Source organism: Candidatus Protofrankia californiensis (genome assembly GCF_900634765.1).
Lineage (GTDB): Bacteria > Actinomycetota > Actinomycetes > Frankiales > Frankiaceae > Protofrankia > Protofrankia californiensis.
This window is the reverse complement of record NZ_CAAAFT010000354.1, coordinates 33,331-49,116: the sequence shown is the minus strand read 5'-3', so window position 1 is coordinate 49,116 and position 15,786 is coordinate 33,331. Positions and strand designations below refer to the sequence as shown.

At 65.9% G+C, this 15,786-nt stretch carries 18 protein-coding genes, 1 other RNA gene and 2 pseudogenes; 9 read left to right on the top strand and 12 right to left on the bottom strand.

What is annotated here, in order from left to right; all coding sequences use genetic code 11:
• Positions 1–101 precede the first annotated feature (101 nt).
• Together DD1DGNOD_RS18530 and DD1DGNOD_RS18525 are read left to right on the top strand one after the other, a co-directional pair.
• The gene (locus DD1DGNOD_RS18530; protein ID WP_131767724.1) at positions 102–845 is read left to right on the top strand and encodes a zinc ribbon domain-containing protein; all 744 of its coding nucleotides are present in this window, start codon (positions 102–104) and stop codon (positions 843–845) included.
• 61 nt (positions 846–906) lie between these two features.
• Positions 907–2,049: a bifunctional RNase H/acid phosphatase gene (locus DD1DGNOD_RS18525; RefSeq protein WP_131767723.1), complete on the top strand. Its 1,143-nt coding sequence runs from the start codon at positions 907–909 to the stop codon at positions 2,047–2,049.
• A gap of 125 nt (positions 2,050–2,174) precedes the next feature.
• On the opposite strand, the gene DD1DGNOD_RS18520 is transcribed toward DD1DGNOD_RS18525, so the two are convergent.
• Entirely contained in the window at positions 2,175–2,627 is a 453-nt protein-coding gene (locus DD1DGNOD_RS18520; protein WP_131770705.1) for a lipopolysaccharide assembly protein LapA domain-containing protein, read from the bottom strand.
• 148 nt (positions 2,628–2,775) lie between these two features.
• Here DD1DGNOD_RS18520 and rnpB point away from each other — a divergent pair.
• Positions 2,776–3,189, top strand: an RNA gene (gene rnpB / locus DD1DGNOD_RS18515) — RNase P RNA component class A.
• 104 nt (positions 3,190–3,293) lie between these two features.
• Here the strand turns inward: rnpB and DD1DGNOD_RS18510 are convergent.
• Together DD1DGNOD_RS18510 and DD1DGNOD_RS31355 are read right to left on the bottom strand one after the other, a co-directional pair.
• Positions 3,294–3,920, bottom strand: a complete 627-nt coding sequence (locus tag DD1DGNOD_RS18510; protein WP_131767722.1) for a hypothetical protein — start codon at positions 3,918–3,920, stop codon at positions 3,294–3,296.
• Between the two features lie 51 nt (positions 3,921–3,971).
• Positions 3,972–4,225: pseudogene (locus DD1DGNOD_RS31355) on the bottom strand (protein-L-isoaspartate O-methyltransferase family protein); the annotation flags it as partial.
• A gap of 401 nt (positions 4,226–4,626) precedes the next feature.
• On the opposite strand from DD1DGNOD_RS31355, the gene DD1DGNOD_RS18500 reads away from it, so the two are divergent.
• Positions 4,627–5,451 carry an alpha/beta fold hydrolase gene (locus DD1DGNOD_RS18500; RefSeq protein WP_131770703.1) on the top strand — a complete coding sequence of 275 codons (825 nt, stop codon included), beginning with the start codon at positions 4,627–4,629 and terminating at the stop codon, positions 5,449–5,451.
• A gap of 24 nt (positions 5,452–5,475) precedes the next feature.
• Here DD1DGNOD_RS18500 and DD1DGNOD_RS27255 read toward each other — a convergent pair whose 3' ends face one another.
• The gene (locus tag DD1DGNOD_RS27255; protein ID WP_165035108.1) at positions 5,476–5,616 is read right to left on the bottom strand and encodes a hypothetical protein; all 141 of its coding nucleotides are present in this window, start codon (positions 5,614–5,616) and stop codon (positions 5,476–5,478) included.
• Positions 5,617–5,760: 144 nt separating this feature from the next.
• Positions 5,761–6,111: pseudogene (locus DD1DGNOD_RS18495) on the bottom strand (cytochrome P450); the annotation flags it as partial.
• 45 nt (positions 6,112–6,156) lie between these two features.
• Here DD1DGNOD_RS18495 and DD1DGNOD_RS18490 point away from each other — a divergent pair.
• Positions 6,157–6,351, top strand: coding sequence for a hypothetical protein (locus tag DD1DGNOD_RS18490; protein WP_131767720.1), 195 nt, complete (start codon positions 6,157–6,159; stop codon positions 6,349–6,351).
• A 42-nt stretch (positions 6,352–6,393) separates the two neighbouring features.
• Here the strand turns inward: DD1DGNOD_RS18490 and DD1DGNOD_RS18485 are convergent, their stop codons facing one another.
• From DD1DGNOD_RS18485 to DD1DGNOD_RS18460, 6 genes are read right to left on the bottom strand one after another with little or no spacing between them, the layout of a single operon-like run.
• Positions 6,394–6,840, bottom strand: coding sequence for a PaaI family thioesterase (locus tag DD1DGNOD_RS18485; protein ID WP_131767735.1), 447 nt, complete (start codon positions 6,838–6,840; stop codon positions 6,394–6,396).
• A 33-nt stretch (positions 6,841–6,873) separates the two neighbouring features.
• Positions 6,874–8,595 carry a fatty acyl-AMP ligase gene (locus DD1DGNOD_RS18480; RefSeq protein WP_131767719.1) on the bottom strand — a complete coding sequence of 574 codons (1,722 nt, stop codon included), beginning with the start codon at positions 8,593–8,595 and terminating at the stop codon, positions 6,874–6,876.
• A 56-nt stretch (positions 8,596–8,651) separates the two neighbouring features.
• Entirely contained in the window at positions 8,652–9,926 is a 1,275-nt protein-coding gene (locus DD1DGNOD_RS18475; RefSeq protein WP_131767718.1) for a cytochrome P450, read from the bottom strand.
• Entirely contained in the window at positions 9,923–10,825 is a 903-nt protein-coding gene (locus DD1DGNOD_RS18470; protein WP_131767717.1) for an SAM-dependent methyltransferase, read from the bottom strand. The genes DD1DGNOD_RS18475 and DD1DGNOD_RS18470 overlap by 4 nt, the downstream gene beginning before the upstream one ends.
• A 2-nt stretch (positions 10,826–10,827) precedes the next feature.
• Positions 10,828–11,085 (bottom strand): acyl carrier protein, encoded by a 258-nt coding sequence (locus DD1DGNOD_RS18465; protein ID WP_131767716.1) that lies wholly within the window; start codon positions 11,083–11,085, stop codon positions 10,828–10,830.
• A gap of 12 nt (positions 11,086–11,097) precedes the next feature.
• Positions 11,098–12,102 carry an acyl-CoA desaturase gene (locus DD1DGNOD_RS18460; RefSeq protein WP_131767715.1) on the bottom strand — a complete coding sequence of 335 codons (1,005 nt, stop codon included), beginning with the start codon at positions 12,100–12,102 and terminating at the stop codon, positions 11,098–11,100.
• A 325-nt stretch (positions 12,103–12,427) separates the two neighbouring features.
• Here DD1DGNOD_RS18460 and erm point away from each other — a divergent pair, with 325 nt between their 5' ends.
• The 4 genes from erm to DD1DGNOD_RS18445 all read left to right on the top strand — a co-directional run bounded on the left by erm (position 12,428) and on the right by DD1DGNOD_RS18445 (position 14,754).
• A complete protein-coding gene (gene erm / locus DD1DGNOD_RS18455; RefSeq protein ID WP_206443285.1) occupies positions 12,428–13,123 on the top strand; it encodes a 23S ribosomal RNA methyltransferase Erm in 696 nt (231 codons plus the stop codon).
• 111 nt (positions 13,124–13,234) lie between these two features.
• Positions 13,235–14,206, top strand: coding sequence for an SDR family oxidoreductase (locus tag DD1DGNOD_RS18450; protein WP_241255823.1), 972 nt, complete (start codon positions 13,235–13,237; stop codon positions 14,204–14,206).
• Between the two features lie 138 nt (positions 14,207–14,344).
• Positions 14,345–14,497 carry a hypothetical protein gene (locus tag DD1DGNOD_RS27250; RefSeq protein ID WP_165035104.1) on the top strand — a complete coding sequence of 51 codons (153 nt, stop codon included), beginning with the start codon at positions 14,345–14,347 and terminating at the stop codon, positions 14,495–14,497.
• An 89-nt stretch (positions 14,498–14,586) separates the two neighbouring features.
• A complete protein-coding gene (locus DD1DGNOD_RS18445) occupies positions 14,587–14,754 on the top strand; it encodes a hypothetical protein (RefSeq protein WP_131767713.1) in 168 nt (55 codons plus the stop codon).
• Between the two features lie 30 nt (positions 14,755–14,784).
• Here the strand turns inward: DD1DGNOD_RS18445 and DD1DGNOD_RS18440 are convergent, their stop codons facing one another.
• The gene (locus DD1DGNOD_RS18440; RefSeq protein ID WP_206443284.1) at positions 14,785–15,678 is read right to left on the bottom strand and encodes a DUF2867 domain-containing protein; all 894 of its coding nucleotides are present in this window, start codon (positions 15,676–15,678) and stop codon (positions 14,785–14,787) included.
• Positions 15,679–15,786: the final 108 nt, after the last annotated feature.

Below are 15,786 nucleotides of genomic sequence, written 5' to 3'. Positions count from 1 at the left end.
ACCGGATCGTGACCGGGCGGACCAGGACGACCGGGCGGAGGCAGGACCAGCGGTGACGGATGCTGCCGGGAGCAACGCCTGCGGAGCACAGTGAGGAGCACATGAAGGCTGATCCAGCGACCCAGCTTCGTCTGTTGGACATGCAGGCGATCGACTCCAGCCTTGACCGGCTCGCCGTGCGGCGGCGGAACCTGCCCGAGCATGCCGAGATCGACAAGCTGGACGCACAGCTGGCCGCGCTCAACGACGACCTGGTCCGGGTCTCCACCCAGCTGCGGGACCTGAACCGGTCGCAGAAGAAACTGGACAACGAAGTCGACCTGGTGCGCTCCCGGGCCGCTCGCGACCGCAAGCGCCTGGACTCCGGGCAGATCACCAGCGCCCGTGAGCTGGAGAACCTGCAGGCGGAGATCGCCTCGCTCACCCGCCGGCAGGGCGTGCTCGAGGACGAACTACTCGAGCTCATGGAGGCCGCCGAGGGACTGGAGGCCCGGGCCGGGGCGATCACGGCGGACCAGGAGCGCCTCGAGGCCGAGCGGGCGGCATCCGCGGGCAGGCGGGACGCGGCGCTGACCGAGATCGACAGCGAGGTGGCGGCACGCCGCGCCGAACGCGAAGCCATCGCGCCGACGCTGCCCGCCGACCTCGTGGCCCTGTACGAACGCCTGCGCGCCTCGTCCGCCAGGGTGGGGGCGGCCAAGCTCGTCAGGCGGAGCTGCGAAGGATGCCACCTGGAGCTGTCCGGTGCCGACCTGCGCGACCTCGCGGCGGCTCCCGCGGACGCTGTCGTGCGCTGCGAGGAATGCCGGCGCATCCTCGTCCGGACCGCGGAATCAGGTCTGTGAGCGAGATCAGGCCTGTGGACGAGATCGGGTCCGTGAGCGAGCGACCGGATAGGAGCCGACCATGAGTGACCGTCCGTCACGCCGCCTGGTCGTCGAGGCCGACGGCGGATCAAGGGGTAATCCGGGCCCGGCGGGGTACGGAGCGCTCGTCCGGGACGCCGACACCGGCGAGGTCCTGGCCGAACGGGCGGGCGCGATCGGCCGGGCCACCAACAACGTCGCCGAGTACCAGGGCCTGATCGCCGGGCTGCGCGCGGCAGCCGACATCGACCCGGCCGCCGACGTCGACGTCCGGATGGACTCCAAGCTCGTCGTCGAGCAGATGAGCGGACGCTGGAAGATCAAGCATCCGGCCATGCGGCCGCTGGCGACGGAAGCCGCCGGCATCGCGCGGGAGTTCCCGCGGGTCCGCTACAGCTGGATCCCGCGGGAGCGCAACGGCCACGCCGACCGGCTGGCGAACGAGGCCATGGACGCCGCCGCGCAGGGCCGTACCTGGGAACCACCAGAACCCCAGTCACCGGAACCCGCGCCGCACACGGCACCGACCACCAACCGGCTGTCGGGCTGGATGGCTCCGCCCGCACCACCCACGACAACCGTGCTGCTACGTCACGGGCAGACACCGATGTCGGTGGAGAAGCGGTTCAGCGGCATGGTGGACGCCGCGCTGACCGACGTCGGCCAGGCGCAGGCGCTCGCCGTGGCACAGCGGCTGCATGACGTCCCCTTCGACGCGGTGTACTGCTCGCCGCTGAAGCGGGCCCGGCAGACCGCGGACGCCCTCGGCCGTGACTACCTGATCGACGACGACCTGCGCGAGACCGACTTCGGTACCTGGGAGAGCCTGACCTTCGCCGAGGTCCGCCAGCGTTTCCCGGACGAGCTGAACGCCTGGCTCGCCGACCCGGCGGTCGCCCCGTCCGGCGGGGAGAGCATCCTCGACACGATCCGGCGGGTCACCGCCGCCCGGGACCGCATCCTGGCCGCGCATCCGGGTGGACGGATCCTGATCGTCTCGCACGTGACCCCGATCAAGACCCTCACGCTGCTGGCGCTGGACGCCTCGCCCGCGGTCCTCTACCGGCTTCACCTCGACCTGGTGTCGATCTCCACGATCGACTGGTACTCGGACGGGCCGGCGGTGCTCCGCAGCTTCAACGACGGCATCCACGCCGCCCACCTGGTCGAGTCGGGACAGTAGCGGGCCACTGTCCCTGATCGGGTGTCCCTGATCAAGGTTGGCCCCCGGCTCGGGGTTGGCCTGATCGAGGCCCTGTCCGGGGTTGGCCGTGCTCAGCGTCCGCTGTGCTGTGCTGTCTGCTGTGCTCAGCGTGTCTGCTGTGCTGGGTGCTTGCCGCGGCGGTACTGGCGCAGCTCCTTGCGCACCTTGATCTGCGTGATCAGCCCGATCAGCAGTCCGATCACCAGGCCGGCCGCCGCCGACGCGGCGAGCGCGCCCGCGAGCGACATGTTGTGGGTGGAACCGAACAGCCATATGTTCACCCGCTGGTCGTTCTGTACGACGAATACAATCATGGTGATCGTCAGCAGCAGGACGAGGACGGTGATCGCGTAGGTGGAGTAGCCGACACCGCGACGCCGTTCGGCCGGCGCGGGTCCGGCAGGCGGGGTGGGTCCGGTGGGTGGGGCGGGCGTGGTCGGGCCGGCGTCGGTCACCCCGGGCCCGGCGGTACCGGGTGACCCGGCTCCGCCGACAGGCGGCGCTGGCAGCGGACGGGTGTGATCAATCTTCTTGGTGGGTTCCCCGGGCGTTGTCACGGCCGATCCCGTCCCTCGTCTTCCAGGTGATGTTGTGCCAGGTGTGTTGTGACAGCCGGTGCTGTGCTGTCCTAGCACGCAGTATCCCCGCCGCGGGTTACCGGGGCAGGCCGGGGTGGCCGCTGTGGCATATGCTGACGGTCACGGATGAGTCGGCCAGGCGGTCGCGTCGGTTCCGCTCACGCGGAGCCGCCGAGGAACGTCCGGGCTCCACAGGGCGGGGTGGTGGGTAACACCCACCCGGGGTGACCCGCGGGACAGTGCCACAGAAAACAGACCGCCGGTGTCCTCGGACGCCGGTAAGGGTGAAACGGTGCGGTAAGAGCGCACCAGCGCCCGGGGTGACCCGGGCGGCTAGGTAAACCCCACTCGGAGCAAGGTCAAAAGGTTCCGGAGCTCCAGGGTTCCGGAGCTGCGCAGGCGTTCGAGGGCTGCCCGCCCGAGCCTGCGGGTGGACCGCTGGAGGCTGTCGGCAACGGCAGCCCGAGATAGATGACCGCCAGCCGGGGATCGCTTCGCGCCCCCCGGCCCACAGAACCCGGCGTACCGGCCGACTCATCCGCCCCACCTGCGCCAATGTGCAGATCATGGCTCTGAGCAGGGCTTTTAGTCTGTCGTGACCTTGCCGGGCCTCTCCTGTGCCATGGTCCACAGACGGTCCGGTCGTCAGGCTGGGACATCGACCCTCCCTGCCGTGGTCGGCTGGCCTGGGAGCACCGCCTCGACCCGCAGGTCGCCGGTGGAGCCCGGACGGACCACCGGCACCAGATCGTCCAGACCGGGGTTGCCAGCCGCGCGCCACCGGTCGGCCCATTCATCCAGGATGTCCGCCGCGATCGGGGACCCAGCCGTGACCATGGTGTCAGAACGCAGCCCGAGGAGGGCGAATCCCTTGTCGTCGCTGTAGCCCACACACACGCCGGCCTCCGACCAGAACGCCGTGGTCAGTCCTGGCGGGGCGATTGTCATCAGGTAGGCCCAGAACGCGGTGTGATCAGAGCCGGTCCATTCGGCTACGTCCGTTTGAACGGCTTGGGTCCGCGCGGCTTCAACCAGAGCAACCCGCTGTCGCAGCGGAGTCGAAGCGATCCACTCGTAACTCATCCAGAACAGGGGCTGGCTGTCCACCACGATCAGGAGGTCGTCATCGAACGCCGAAGCTGACCATTTACGGCGGGGCACCCGGTCGAGCGGGGCGAAGCTGCCGGCCACGAACCGGACTCCGCGCATCGTCTTGCCGTCCCTGCGCAGTACCGCTACCGCGGTGCACCCGGCGCGCGGCAGTAGCCGCATGGGAGCCAGCAACGTCCCGCCGTCGGCGAGCTGGTCCCGCCAGGCGGTCGGCAGGTCACCCTCGGGGGTCGCCCATGCGATGATCCTATGGAAAAGCCCCCCACCGGGCCGGCCATAGCGACCGTCTCCGACGAACAGTTCGATGTTGCTGATGCACGCGTCGTCGAGCCACGGGCCCGGGTGACCAGTTCCGGCACCAGCTCGATTGATGTCACCGAGCCGCGTGGGCCGACCGCCACACCGAGGACGGCTGCGCTGTAGCCCGAACCAGTTCCGATTTCCAGTACCTGCTGTCCCTGGTGCACGTCAAGGTACGCCACCAGTCGGCCGATCACGTCGGGTGCGGACACTTGCGGAAGAATTCCCTTGCCGGGTTCTTGCGCGAATGCCTGCCAATCGATCGCGATCGTCTGGTCCGCGTCGGATGATGTTGTCTGTTCCACAAAACACCTCTCGGTAACCCGGGGACCTGGGCCTCCCGGACCTCCTGGATCCGACAGGAACCCCGAGCGCGAAAAACCATTATCGCACTGCCTTCGGCCCGCTGGCCGCGTCCGACGGACGGATCCGCTCGCGCCGTTCTGGAGAACGGCGCATCCGGCAAGTGCTGGTCGACAACCCGGGACCAGACGAAACCGGGACCGGGCGACCCCGTATCTATTACACTGGTATTTAGCTGTTGGCCGCCGACGGAGACGAGGGACCCGTGCCGACCATCAATGTCAGTGGTGTGACGATTGCCTACACCGACACCGGGGCGCCGGCGGGTCTGCCAGACGCCTCGACCATTGTGTTCGGACACGGCCTGTTATTCAGTGGCTGGATGTTTCACCCGCAGATCGCGGCCCTGCGCGAGCACTACCGTTGCATAGCGGTCGACTGGCGCGGACAGGGTGACACCCCGGCGACCGCCGGCGGCTACGACATGGACACCCTCACCGGCGACGCGGTCGCCCTGATCCGGGAACTCGGTGTTGCGCCGGTGCACTGGGTGGGCCTGTCTATGGGCGGCTTCATCGGACAGCGCATCGCGGCCCGCCACGGCGAGTTGCTGCGTTCGTTGATATTGCTGGACACCAGTGCCGGGCCCGAGGACCCGGGCAAAGTCCGCGAGTACAAACAGCTGGCATGGCTGCTGCGTCTGTTCGGCATCAAACCAATTCTGGGCAAGGTCAGTTCGTATATGTTCGGCCCCACCTTCCTTGCCGACCCCGCCAGCAAAACCACGATTGACGAGTGGGTCAGTCGGCTCAACCGTAGCAAACGCGCCGCCGTGCGTAAGGCGGTTCTCGGGGTGGCCGACCGCGCACCGGTGGACCAGGAGATCACTGGGATCACGGTGCCCACGCTTGTCGTCGTCGGCGCCGACGACAAGGCCACTCCACCGGAGAAGGCGGAGCGCATCGCAGCCCGCATCCCAGGCGCCCAGCTGCAGATCGTCGCGAACTGCGGACATACCAGTACCCTGGAACAACCCGTGACGATCATCGGACTGCTGGACAAGTTCCTCGCCACGGTCGACCAGGCCTGAACGGGGTACACAGGCTTTCCCCAGTCACGGCAGCAGCGCGTCGAGTGCACCGAACATGTCCTGGCTGACCTTTCCCACTGAGTCAGGCACACCGGTGAAGGTGAGGAAGCCGTGGATGAGTCCCAGCGCGGAGATGTGCTTGACTGTGACGCCAGACGCTTCCAACCGTGCTCCGAAGGAGCGCACAGTGGTAAGACTCTGGCGAATTCGCTACCGCACGGCTATCGATAACTTCGCGGGACCACGCACATTGATCCGGCCATTCCAGTGCACATCCTCGACAGCGGGCGAGGGGAAGCGCTGGACGAACCGGGTGAAGGCCTTGGGGACAAGGCGGCGAAGTCTCGTATGGTTCGGTGGATCCTGATCCAGGATGGACAGTCCGCGCATCAGCCGGTTCTCCTTGCCGAGCGTGCTGGAGTCGCTCTTCCACAGTGGAAGGTGTGTCAGGTATTGTTCGTCAACGGAGTGTCCTGATCTCTGCAGTTTCGACACGTCCTCATACCTGGACAAGATCCAGAATCCGAGAGGGTGTTCGTGGGCGGGCGCGGTGGTGCGCAGTTCCGCGTAGTGGGGACAGGGATTGTCAGTGAAGCCGTCGGCGAACGGGTTGAAGACGAACACTTCTTCAGCGTGGTGGGGAAGGATGCTGTCGGTCATTGTTCAGCTCACCTGCTCGAGTCGGTAACATACATAAGGAACTTCGTGGATCTCAAACCCGTCGGCCAGGTCGCCCTCGCCGTCGCCGCAGCGAAAGGCACCGGACTGGCCGTCACCCGAATCCTGCTCGAGGAAGGTGCGCGAGTGATGACGGCTTCCCGTACGAGCAGTCCCACCACCGAAACCACGCGCAACTCAGGAGGTCACCGCTGCACGCAGCAGAAGGACTCGAAACCCTGACGCTCACGCCGGTGCGATGAGGCGCATATCTTCTCCGCGCCGTCAGGCCTTGAACGCTTTGATATTGCGCATGGTCACGAAAGCAGTGGCGCACAGCGTCTCCTCGCTCCCGTTGGCCGAGTAGACATCGGCCGCAGCGACGGTCATGATGGGGCCCGCCTTGACGACTCGGCCGCGCGCGATAATTTTCTCGCCTTTCGCCGGAGTCAGAATTTTAACCGTGTAGTCGATGGTCATGTTCACCCATCCGGCCGGCAGCAACGTGCCGGCCGCAGCGCCTCCGGCAAAGTCCGCCAGTGAGCCGAGCACGCCGCCCTGGATGAAGCCGTCATGCTGCGTGAGCTCTTTCCGGTACGGCTGAATGATCTCGACGTCTCCTGGCGCTATCCGGCCGAACTCGAAACCCAGGTGCTGCGCGGCCGGCATGCTCAGAACCATGCCCCTCACGAATTGCTCGAAGTCGGGGTTCGCCGCTTTCAACGCTGCCATGTCCAGCATTCTCTCTGCTGATCGACGGATCCTTCAAGCGGCCGAGGGCGTCACCGGCGTCCAGACCTCGAACCCGCCATCCAGATAGCGTTTCCTGGCGGCGGCTCGCATGATCTTGCCGCTGCTGGTTTTCTGCAGCCGGCCCGGCAGGGTCAGCACCAGGTCGCTCACCGAAAGCTCGTGCTCCCGTATTAGCGCCGCTCGAATCGACGCGGCGACGTCCGTCACGTCAGCTTTCCGCCGTTGCTCGCCCTTGATTTCCTGGACGACGACGAGCTTCTCGCCGTCGGAACCGGGAACCGAGAACGCGGCACATCCGCCGGGTTTCAAGGCGGGATGTGACGATTGAACCGTATGCTCGATGTCCTGAGGGTAGTAGTTTCTTCCCCGAATGATCACCAGGTCCTTCAGTCTGCCCACTATGTACAACTCGCCGTCGACCACCAGGCCGAGATCACCGGTACGCAGGTAGGTACGACCGGGCTCGCTGTCACACTCGGCCTGGAAAGTGTCGGCAGTCGCCTCTGGGCGCCTCCAGTAACCGTGTGCCACGTGCTCTCCGGCAACCCAGATTTCTCCCACCTGGTTCGCGGGACACGGGCGTCTCGTTTCAGGGTCCACGATCCGGAGGGCTTCTTCCGGGAGGACGAGTCCGGATCCTGCGAGGGTCCGTCCGCGGTCACCAGGCGTCTCGACATAGCGCTTGTGACTGAGCTCTTCGACATCCGCCTCAATGGTGCGCGGGCCGCGGCCCTTCTGGCTGCCGGTCACCAGCAGAGTTGCCTCGGCCAATCCGTAGCACGGGTAGAGTGCTTTCTCGCTGAACCCGAAGGGCGCGAAGATTTCAGTGAATTGGCGCAGTGTCTCGGGTCGAATGGGCTCAGCGCCGTTGAACGCGACCTTCCAGCAGCTGAGGTCAAGGTCCGGGATATTTCCCCTGGCCGCTCGTGCGACGCAGGCGTCGAATGCGAAGTTCGGTCCACCGCTGGTGTGGGCGCGGTACCGGGAGATGGCCGACAGCCACAGGAGCGGCCAGCGGATGAACGCCATCGGTGACATGAGGATGCTGGTCGTCCCGAGGTAGAGGGGCTGCAGGACGTTTCCGATCAGACCCTGGTCGTGGAAGAGCGGCGCCCAGCCGACAAACGTCGAGTTCTGATCATGGCCGAACGCCCGCCGTATCATCTCCTGGTTCGCGGAAAGGTTTCCATGAGAAACCATGACCCCCTTCGGATCGGATGTGGAACCCGACGTGTACTGAAGGAAGGCGATGGAATCCGCCGAACAGGGCTGCGGCTGGAAGCTCGTATCCGCCGCGTCCGCCACCTGGTCGACCAGAAACCAGGGCAGGGCTCCGCAGACCGGCTCCAGGGAGGATCTGGTACTCTCGATCATCGTGCTGACGGTGAGTACTGCGGAAGGCTCGCAGTCTCTCACGATGCTTGATGTCGCGTCCTGAACCCGCTTCTTGCGCGGGGGGTTGACGGGTACCGCGACGACATGCGCGTAGAGGCATCCGAAATATGCGACGATAAAATCCAGACTTTGCGGGAAGATCAGCAATGCCCTGTCGCCGGGTCTGCAATGCCGGCTTAGCCACCCGGCCACGGCGAGCGCTCGTGCGTGCAGGTCGCCGTACGTCAGCACTGCTTTTTCTTCCTCGTATTCATTCAAGAACACGTACGCCCTGCTGGCCGGCTCGAGGGCGGCGCGGCTCTGCAGGATCTCTGGAAGCAGCGTTCTCTGCTGCACCATTTTCCTTCCCCTCCTCCGGAGGAGTTCGACGGAGCTCACTCCAATGCTTCGGTCCGTTACCTGGTGCTCCTCGGCGAGACCGGAAGGTGCTTCAGACCGCGGACGATGAAGCTGTGGTCCTGCCACTGGAGTTGCTCTGTCAGGAGTTCCAGGCGTTCAGTGCGCCGGTACAGGTGCTCGAAGGCAACCTCCGCCTGCAGTTTGGCCAGCAGCCCGCCCAGGCATCCGTGCATCCCGTGGCCGAAGGCGAGGTGCCCCCTTGCGTCGCGGGTGATGTCGAACTCGTCCGGCTGACTGAACACCGCGGGGTCGCGGTTCGCAGCGCCAAGACACAGGAGAATCTGATCGCCCTCCCGTACCTGTTTTCCGCCGATTTCGACGTCGCGCGTCGCGAGACGCTTGGTCAGCTGGAGCGGGCTGTCGTAGCGCAGAGCCTCCTCGACAGCGCTCGTCACAAGCTCTGGCTGCCGGTGGAGACGAGCGTCTTGACCCGGATGCTGAAGCAACGCGAGGAGGCCGTTGCCTATGAGGGATTTCGTGGTTTCGTTGCCGGCTACGAAGCACATGATGCACACGAAGACGAGTTCTTCGTCGCCGAGCTTGTCGCCACCACCGGTCCGCGCGGCGAGCAGCTGGCTTATCAGGTCGTCGCCCGGCCGGGACCGGCGTTCGGTGACCACTTCGTCCAGGGCGTGCGCGAACATCTCGACGACATCGCATACACGCGTGAAGTCCTTGGCTTTCATCAGCCCCGGCTCGAGCAGGAACCGGATGTCATGCGTCCATTGGCCGACGTGTTCGCGCAGACTGTCCGGGAGCGCCATCCAGTCGCACATGACCGTAACCGGCAGGGGCGCCGCAAAGTCAGCGATGGCATCCATGCCGCCATCGTCCCAAGCCCGTTGTACCAGCTGTTCGGCAACCTCCGAGACACGGGGGCGGAGCTTGGCAATTTCCTGCGCCGTGAACACTCGGTTCACCAGCCCGCGCAGCCGCGCGTGGTCCGGATTGTCGGTGAAGACGAGCGACTTCCTCCCCAGCCGCCCGATTCGCGCCACGTTGTCCTGCGACAGCCGGCTTGCCTGCCGGCTGATCAATTCAGGTATGAGTCCGGCGCTGAAGGTACGGTCGCGCAGGACGCCTTGTACGTCGGCATGCCGCGTGAGCACCCACATACCCAGCGTCCGGTGGACGGGCTGCGCGCTGCGAAGCTGCCGATAGAGCGGGTGGGGGTCGCGTCGGAATTCGGCGCTGAAGGGGTTGAACCGGATTGGCGCCTGAGCGCGTTTGGCCGTGTCAGCAGCCGCCGTGCCGTGTGTCTCCAACGTCATCCTGCCTGTACCCCGCGGCGGTCGAAGTACTTGCCTCTGAAGGGATGAAGAATGATCCTGAACAGGCAGATCTTTCCCATCCGGAAGCCAAGGGCAGACAGCTTCAGATAGCGCTCGTACCGGGCGACCACGTCCGGTCCGACGACATGAACGGCTTCGTCGCGGTGCAGGCGCAGCCGGCGTGCCCACTGCTCGCACGTCCAGGCGTAGTCGAGCCGACCGTTGGTCACGGATTGGATCTCGAAAATACCCTCCGCGGCGGCGGTAATTTCCGTAAGCGTCGGCAGATCCGCTTCGGGAAATATCTCCTGCTGGATGAACGGGCTCGCGTTCTCGCGGGACATGTTCGCGTAGGCGATCGTCTGCAGCGACAGCACGCCGTCCTTGTTCAGCCAGCTGTGGCAGCGGCTGAAGAACTTCCGGTACAGGCGGACCTTCTCGGCCGACGAGTCCTCGGCTCTGGCAAAGTGTTCGAAAGCGCCGATGGAGATGATCCCGTCGAAAGGGGTGTCGGGTTCGTAGTGCAGCCAGTTCTCCGTCCGGACCTCCACGTCGGGATACCCGCGGGACCGGATGAAGGCCGCCTGCTCCTCACTGAGGGTGAGACCGACGGACCGCTGGACCCGGTGCGCCTCGGCCAGACGCTGCAGGATCGCGCCCCACCCGCAGCCGATGTCCAGCACGCTGTGGGCCCGGTCGGCGCGAATCGCGTCCAGGTGGAACTGCAGCTTCCTCTCCTGGGCGGTTTCGAGTGTGTCGTCCGTGCCTTCCCGAATCGCACACGAATAGGTCAGCGAGCGGTCCAGCCAAAGGCTGTAGAACGCATTTCCGACGTCGTAGTGGTGGCGGACGGCAGCCGCTGCACCGATCGTACGGTCGATGTCGACTGATGCAGTCATGACTACGCCACGTGCTGTTGACTCTGCGCATGCAGATACGCGGCGACTGCATTGATGCTCGGGTTCTCGAACAATGCCTCGGGAGCCAGGTCGACGCTGTAGCGCTCCTCGACCTCGATCAGCAGGGAGACGGCGAGGGCGGAATCGATGCCCAGCCGGTCGAAGTCCGCGTCCGGGTCCACCGCCTCCACGGGCATCTCAAGGAGATTCGCGACATACTCCTGGCACCATGTGGCAATCGCTTCCTTACTCGGCTTCAACGTGCTCGCTCCTTATGTCGCGGTACTGGGGGCGGGCTTGCCGTTCCTGGGTATAAGACTTGCTTTCATCCGCTCTTCGGACGGGCGTTTCAGGTCCCATGCGAGACCGCAGAGCGCAAGCATTCTTATGAGCCAGTAGCCCGGGTCGAGGCGGTACCATCTCAAGCCGAAAGAAGACGACTCGGGGAACGCATGATGGTTGTTATGCCACGATTCGCCAAAGGTCACCAAGGCAAAGATTCCGCCGTTCCTGCTGTTCTCCTTGGATTCGTAGGGGCGGGTGCCGAACATGTGCAGAAAGGAGTTGATCGCCCAGATGACGTGCTCCAGGACGAATATCCGCACGAGGCCGCCCCAGAAGAAGCCGCTCACCGCTCCGGCCCAGCTCTGGTAGACGAGGCCGCCGATGAGCGCGGGGAGTGCAAGCCCGAGTGCGACCCAGTAGTAGTAGAGGCGGGCAACTCGGACCAGGGCGCGGTTTTTGATCAGGTCCGGTGCGTAGTGGACGACGTTCGGATATTCGTGGCGGCGCATCCACAGGAAGTGGGAGTGGGCCAGGCCGCGAAGCCGACCCTTCAGGCCGCCGCCGGCGAGGTTCGGGGAGTGGGGGTCTCCTTCGCGATCACTGCACTCGTGGTGTCGCCTGTGCAAGGCGACCCAGGATACCAGGCCGCCTTGACCGGCCATCGAGCCGAGGACCGCGAGTGCGGTTGCAGCGGACGGTGCGGCCTTGAAGGTACGATGCGTGAAGAGTCGGTGATAGCCGACGGTGACGCCCAGTCCGGTCACGAGCCACATCGAAAAGAGCAGGGCGAGTTCGGTGACACCGATCGGATGTACCGCAAGAAACGCGAAGGCGGCGGCGGTACCGACAATCGGGAGGACGTCGAACAGCAAAAAGTGGCGGCGCTGTAGGCGGTGCAGGTAGGGATTGCTGATCGTCTTTTTACGAGGAGTGGATCCACCGGTTCCGAACTCGGGTTCGGGAATGTACGTCGTAGGCTGTACGCCTGCCATTCTCGACCGCCCCCTCCTGAGTGCTAGACTTGATGTCATCAGTCGGACGGTCCTGATCGTAACAGTCAGCGAAGCCGGATACGGTAGGTGTATTGGAATTGCCAATCGGAAGATTGGAATTCACTATCAGACGCCTACCGACCTTGAACTCGTAAGGTGATCCGGCCATGCGGGGTCGAGCCCAGCCAGGAAAGCCCCGAGCAGGTCGAGGCGGTTGTCGTTTTGTCCGGATCGGCTGCCGGGCAGGCTTTTTCTCCGTTGGTAGCAGTGGCTCCGGTATCGTCCACTGTTCGTTCGTCAGATCACCCTGCATCACACGGTGATCGTGACGGTTCGGTCACAAAACCGGATCAAGGTGGTGGGCGCCGGTACCGGTGCCGTGACGCGCGAACTGGCGCCGCTGTGCCGGGAAGTCGTCGCCTACGAGGTCGATCCGCGCATGGCCGACGCCCTTGAGCCAGTGGCGCGAGAAAGCCCGAACATCCGGGTCGTGCGGGGCGACATCCTGCGTGCCGCACCTCCGGCTGAGCCGTTCGCGGTCGTCGGCAACATCCCCTTCACCGTCACCGCCGGTGTCGTCGGATGGTGCCTGGGAGCGGAGCATCTGCGTTCGGCCATATTGCTGACCCAGTGGGAATACGTCCGCAAACGCACCGGTGACTATGGCCGATGGAGCCTGCTGACCGTCCTCACCTGGCCGCTGTATGAATGGCGGCTGCTCGGCCGGGTGTCGAGGCCGGCCTTCCGGCCCGTGCCCGCCGTGGACGGTGGCATTCTGCGGCTTGAACAGCGGGCCTCCCCGCTGCTGCCGCAACGGTCGCTTCCGGCGTACGAGGATCTTGTGCGGCTCGGGTTCAGCGGGGTGGGTGGTTCCCCGGCCGCCTCGCTGCGGCGTCGCCATTCCTCCGCCGCGGTGAACGGCGCGCTGCGCGCCGCCGGCGTCGGCCCGGCGACCGTGGTCGGCCTCGTGCCGCCGGACGCATGGATCACGATCTTCCGTGGCCTGCGCGACCGAGGCTGACGCAGGCCGCCCGCCCGCCGCGTGCATACGGTCCCCCGATCGTGCGCACGCGACTATCTTGTCTGTCTCGCTTGTCTGTCTCGCCGGTGGGATGGGGGAGGTCGCGAGGTGATGTGGTCGCCGGACCGGGACGCGCTGCGCGGCCGGGTCGCCGTGGTCGCGGGAGCCACCCGGGGTGCTGGTCGCGGCATCGCCGCCGCCCTGGGCGAGGCGGGCGCGACCGTCGTCTGCACCGGGCGGAGCAGCGCCACGGGCACGTTGACCTCCGACTACGGACGTGCCGAGACGATCGAGGAGACCGCGCAGCTCGTCACCGGGCTCGGCGGCGTCGGGATCGCCGTCCCTGTCGATCACCTCGACTCCGATCAGGTGCGACGCCTGGCGGCACGGATCCGCGACGAGCACGGCCATATCGATGTACTCGTCAACGACATCTGGGGTGGTGAACTCCTCAAGGGCGGCCCAGCCGAGTGGAACACCCCGATCTGGTCACACGATCTCGGTGCGGGCCTGCGGATCCTCCGGTTGGCGATCGACACCCACCTCATCACCTCCCACCACCTGCTCCCGCTGCTCATCGGCAGGCCGGGCGGCCTTCTCATCGAGGTCACCGACGGGACGGTCGACCACAACGCGTCGCGCTATCGCATCTCGGTGTTCTACGACCTGGCGAAGGCCGCCGTGAACCGGCTGGCCTTCTCCCAGGGGCACGAGCTCGCGGCGCATGGCGCCACCGCGGTCGCTGTCACCCCTGGTTGGCTGCGCTCGGAGATGATGCTCGACGTCTTCGGAGTCTGCGAGGACACCTGGCGCCACGCTCTCGACCCGTCCAGGACGGGCCAGGGGCAGCCTGTAGCCCCTGCCGACTTCGTGCTCTCCGAATCGCCTCGCTATGTCGGCCGGGCGGTCGCGGCACTCGCGTCCGATTCGGACCGGAGCCGGTGGAACCAGCGGTCGGTCACCTCCGGTCGGCTCGCGTCCGAATACGGTTTCACCGATGTGGACGGCAGCCAGCCCGACATCTGGCGTTTCATCGAGGACCAGGAGGCCGGGCGCGCCGCGGACCACCACGCCTACCGCTGACCCGGAGCCTGCGTTCGGGCCTGTCCTGATTCGGACGGCCTAGAATACCCGTTCCCTTCTGATGCCGGTTGACCGGCTGTTGTAATCTGACTTTTCTGTAATCCGGTTTTTCGTAGGACGCTGCAGACCGCGCAGACAATGGTCGAACGCGGTGAGAAAGAGCTGCACGCGCCGACCCTGGCAGCCGCCATCACGGCGCTGGACGGCGAACGCCGTATCGCCCGGCTCCTGCCGCGCTCGACGTCCCACAACCCGGACGCGCCACCAGCCGGCGCTCACGACGAGACCTGACCAGACCGGATATTCCGGTTGCGCATCACTTTTGGTAACAGAATCACGACAGACTTGACCGGCAATGCAACCGCTTCGCTCGTAGCGTCATGTACCGGTACTCCAACCCGCCTCTTGACGCGGTGGACGCCATGGTCATCGCCACTGCCGAGCGGCTGGGCGCGACAAAGGTCGCCACCGTCGATCGCAAGGACTTCCAGATTGTCGTACCCGTCCACCGGGACATGTTCGAGATTCTGCCCGCCGAGCTCGAATAACCGACTCGACCAGCCCATCCCATTCCACCATCACTTTTCGTAATCATGATCTGGATGTGGCTTGTGGGAGTCGAACGCGTAGTTACGGCGGCTGGTTGGGCAGGCGGCGGCAGCGGCCAGTCGTCGATTCGCCCGGCGTAGTGTCGCCCGCACGACGATCGGGTGTACGGGCCGCACCAGCGCGAAGTACGCCCGACCGAGCCGGTTACGCAGGTTCACCACCGTGGACACGGTGACCACCCCATCCCGGACCAGCACCGAGGCTCGGAAGGCCAGGTGCGGTTTGTCCGCGCCGAGCAATGTCTCGTCCCGGCTCGCGCCGTACTCGCGGAACGACCGGCCGAACAGCGACCGGGACCAGAGCGCCGGGTCGGTTGGCATGCCCGGGGCGAGCCGGATGCTCCACGCGTCGGCGAAGTCGATCCGGTGAAAGGCATGACGGGCGAGGAGGGCGTTCGTCGGTAGCTCGGCCCGGCGCGGGACCGGAGCCGTCAGCCGCCGCAGGAGCCGTACCCAGGACGACCATCGGTGCGACCGGTTGACCTGGTCGACGCCGGAGGACTCCTGGTTGGTGCCGGACGACTCCGCACGGTCGAGCATGTCCTCGATCAGTGCGTCGTGCAACCAGCGGAATACGACTGGCCAGGAGAGGTGTCCCCAGCCGACGGGCCGGGCGACCAGTTCGTGCCGCAGCGTGTCGCCGTCGGCCGCCAGCCGGTGGTGTCCCCTGAGCCGGGTCGGCGGGTGGAAGGTGAACGTGACCGACCGGCCCGGCTCGTACTCCGTGACCGTGTACCGGATCGGCCCGTGCCCGCCGTCGGCTCCGATGCCCAGTGGCCGGTCGAATCGCATGGCCGGCCAGGCCTGTACCGGCCACAGCCGGTCGTCGTCCCCGGCCAGTCCGTCGATGAGGGATGCGGCCACGGCAGAGGGAACCGTCCGTTCATGCACGTTGTAGATCAATGTCCGCCCTTCCGTACGGTACCGTATGGAAGGGGACTGTACGGTACCGTACGGAAGTGGCGCAACGGG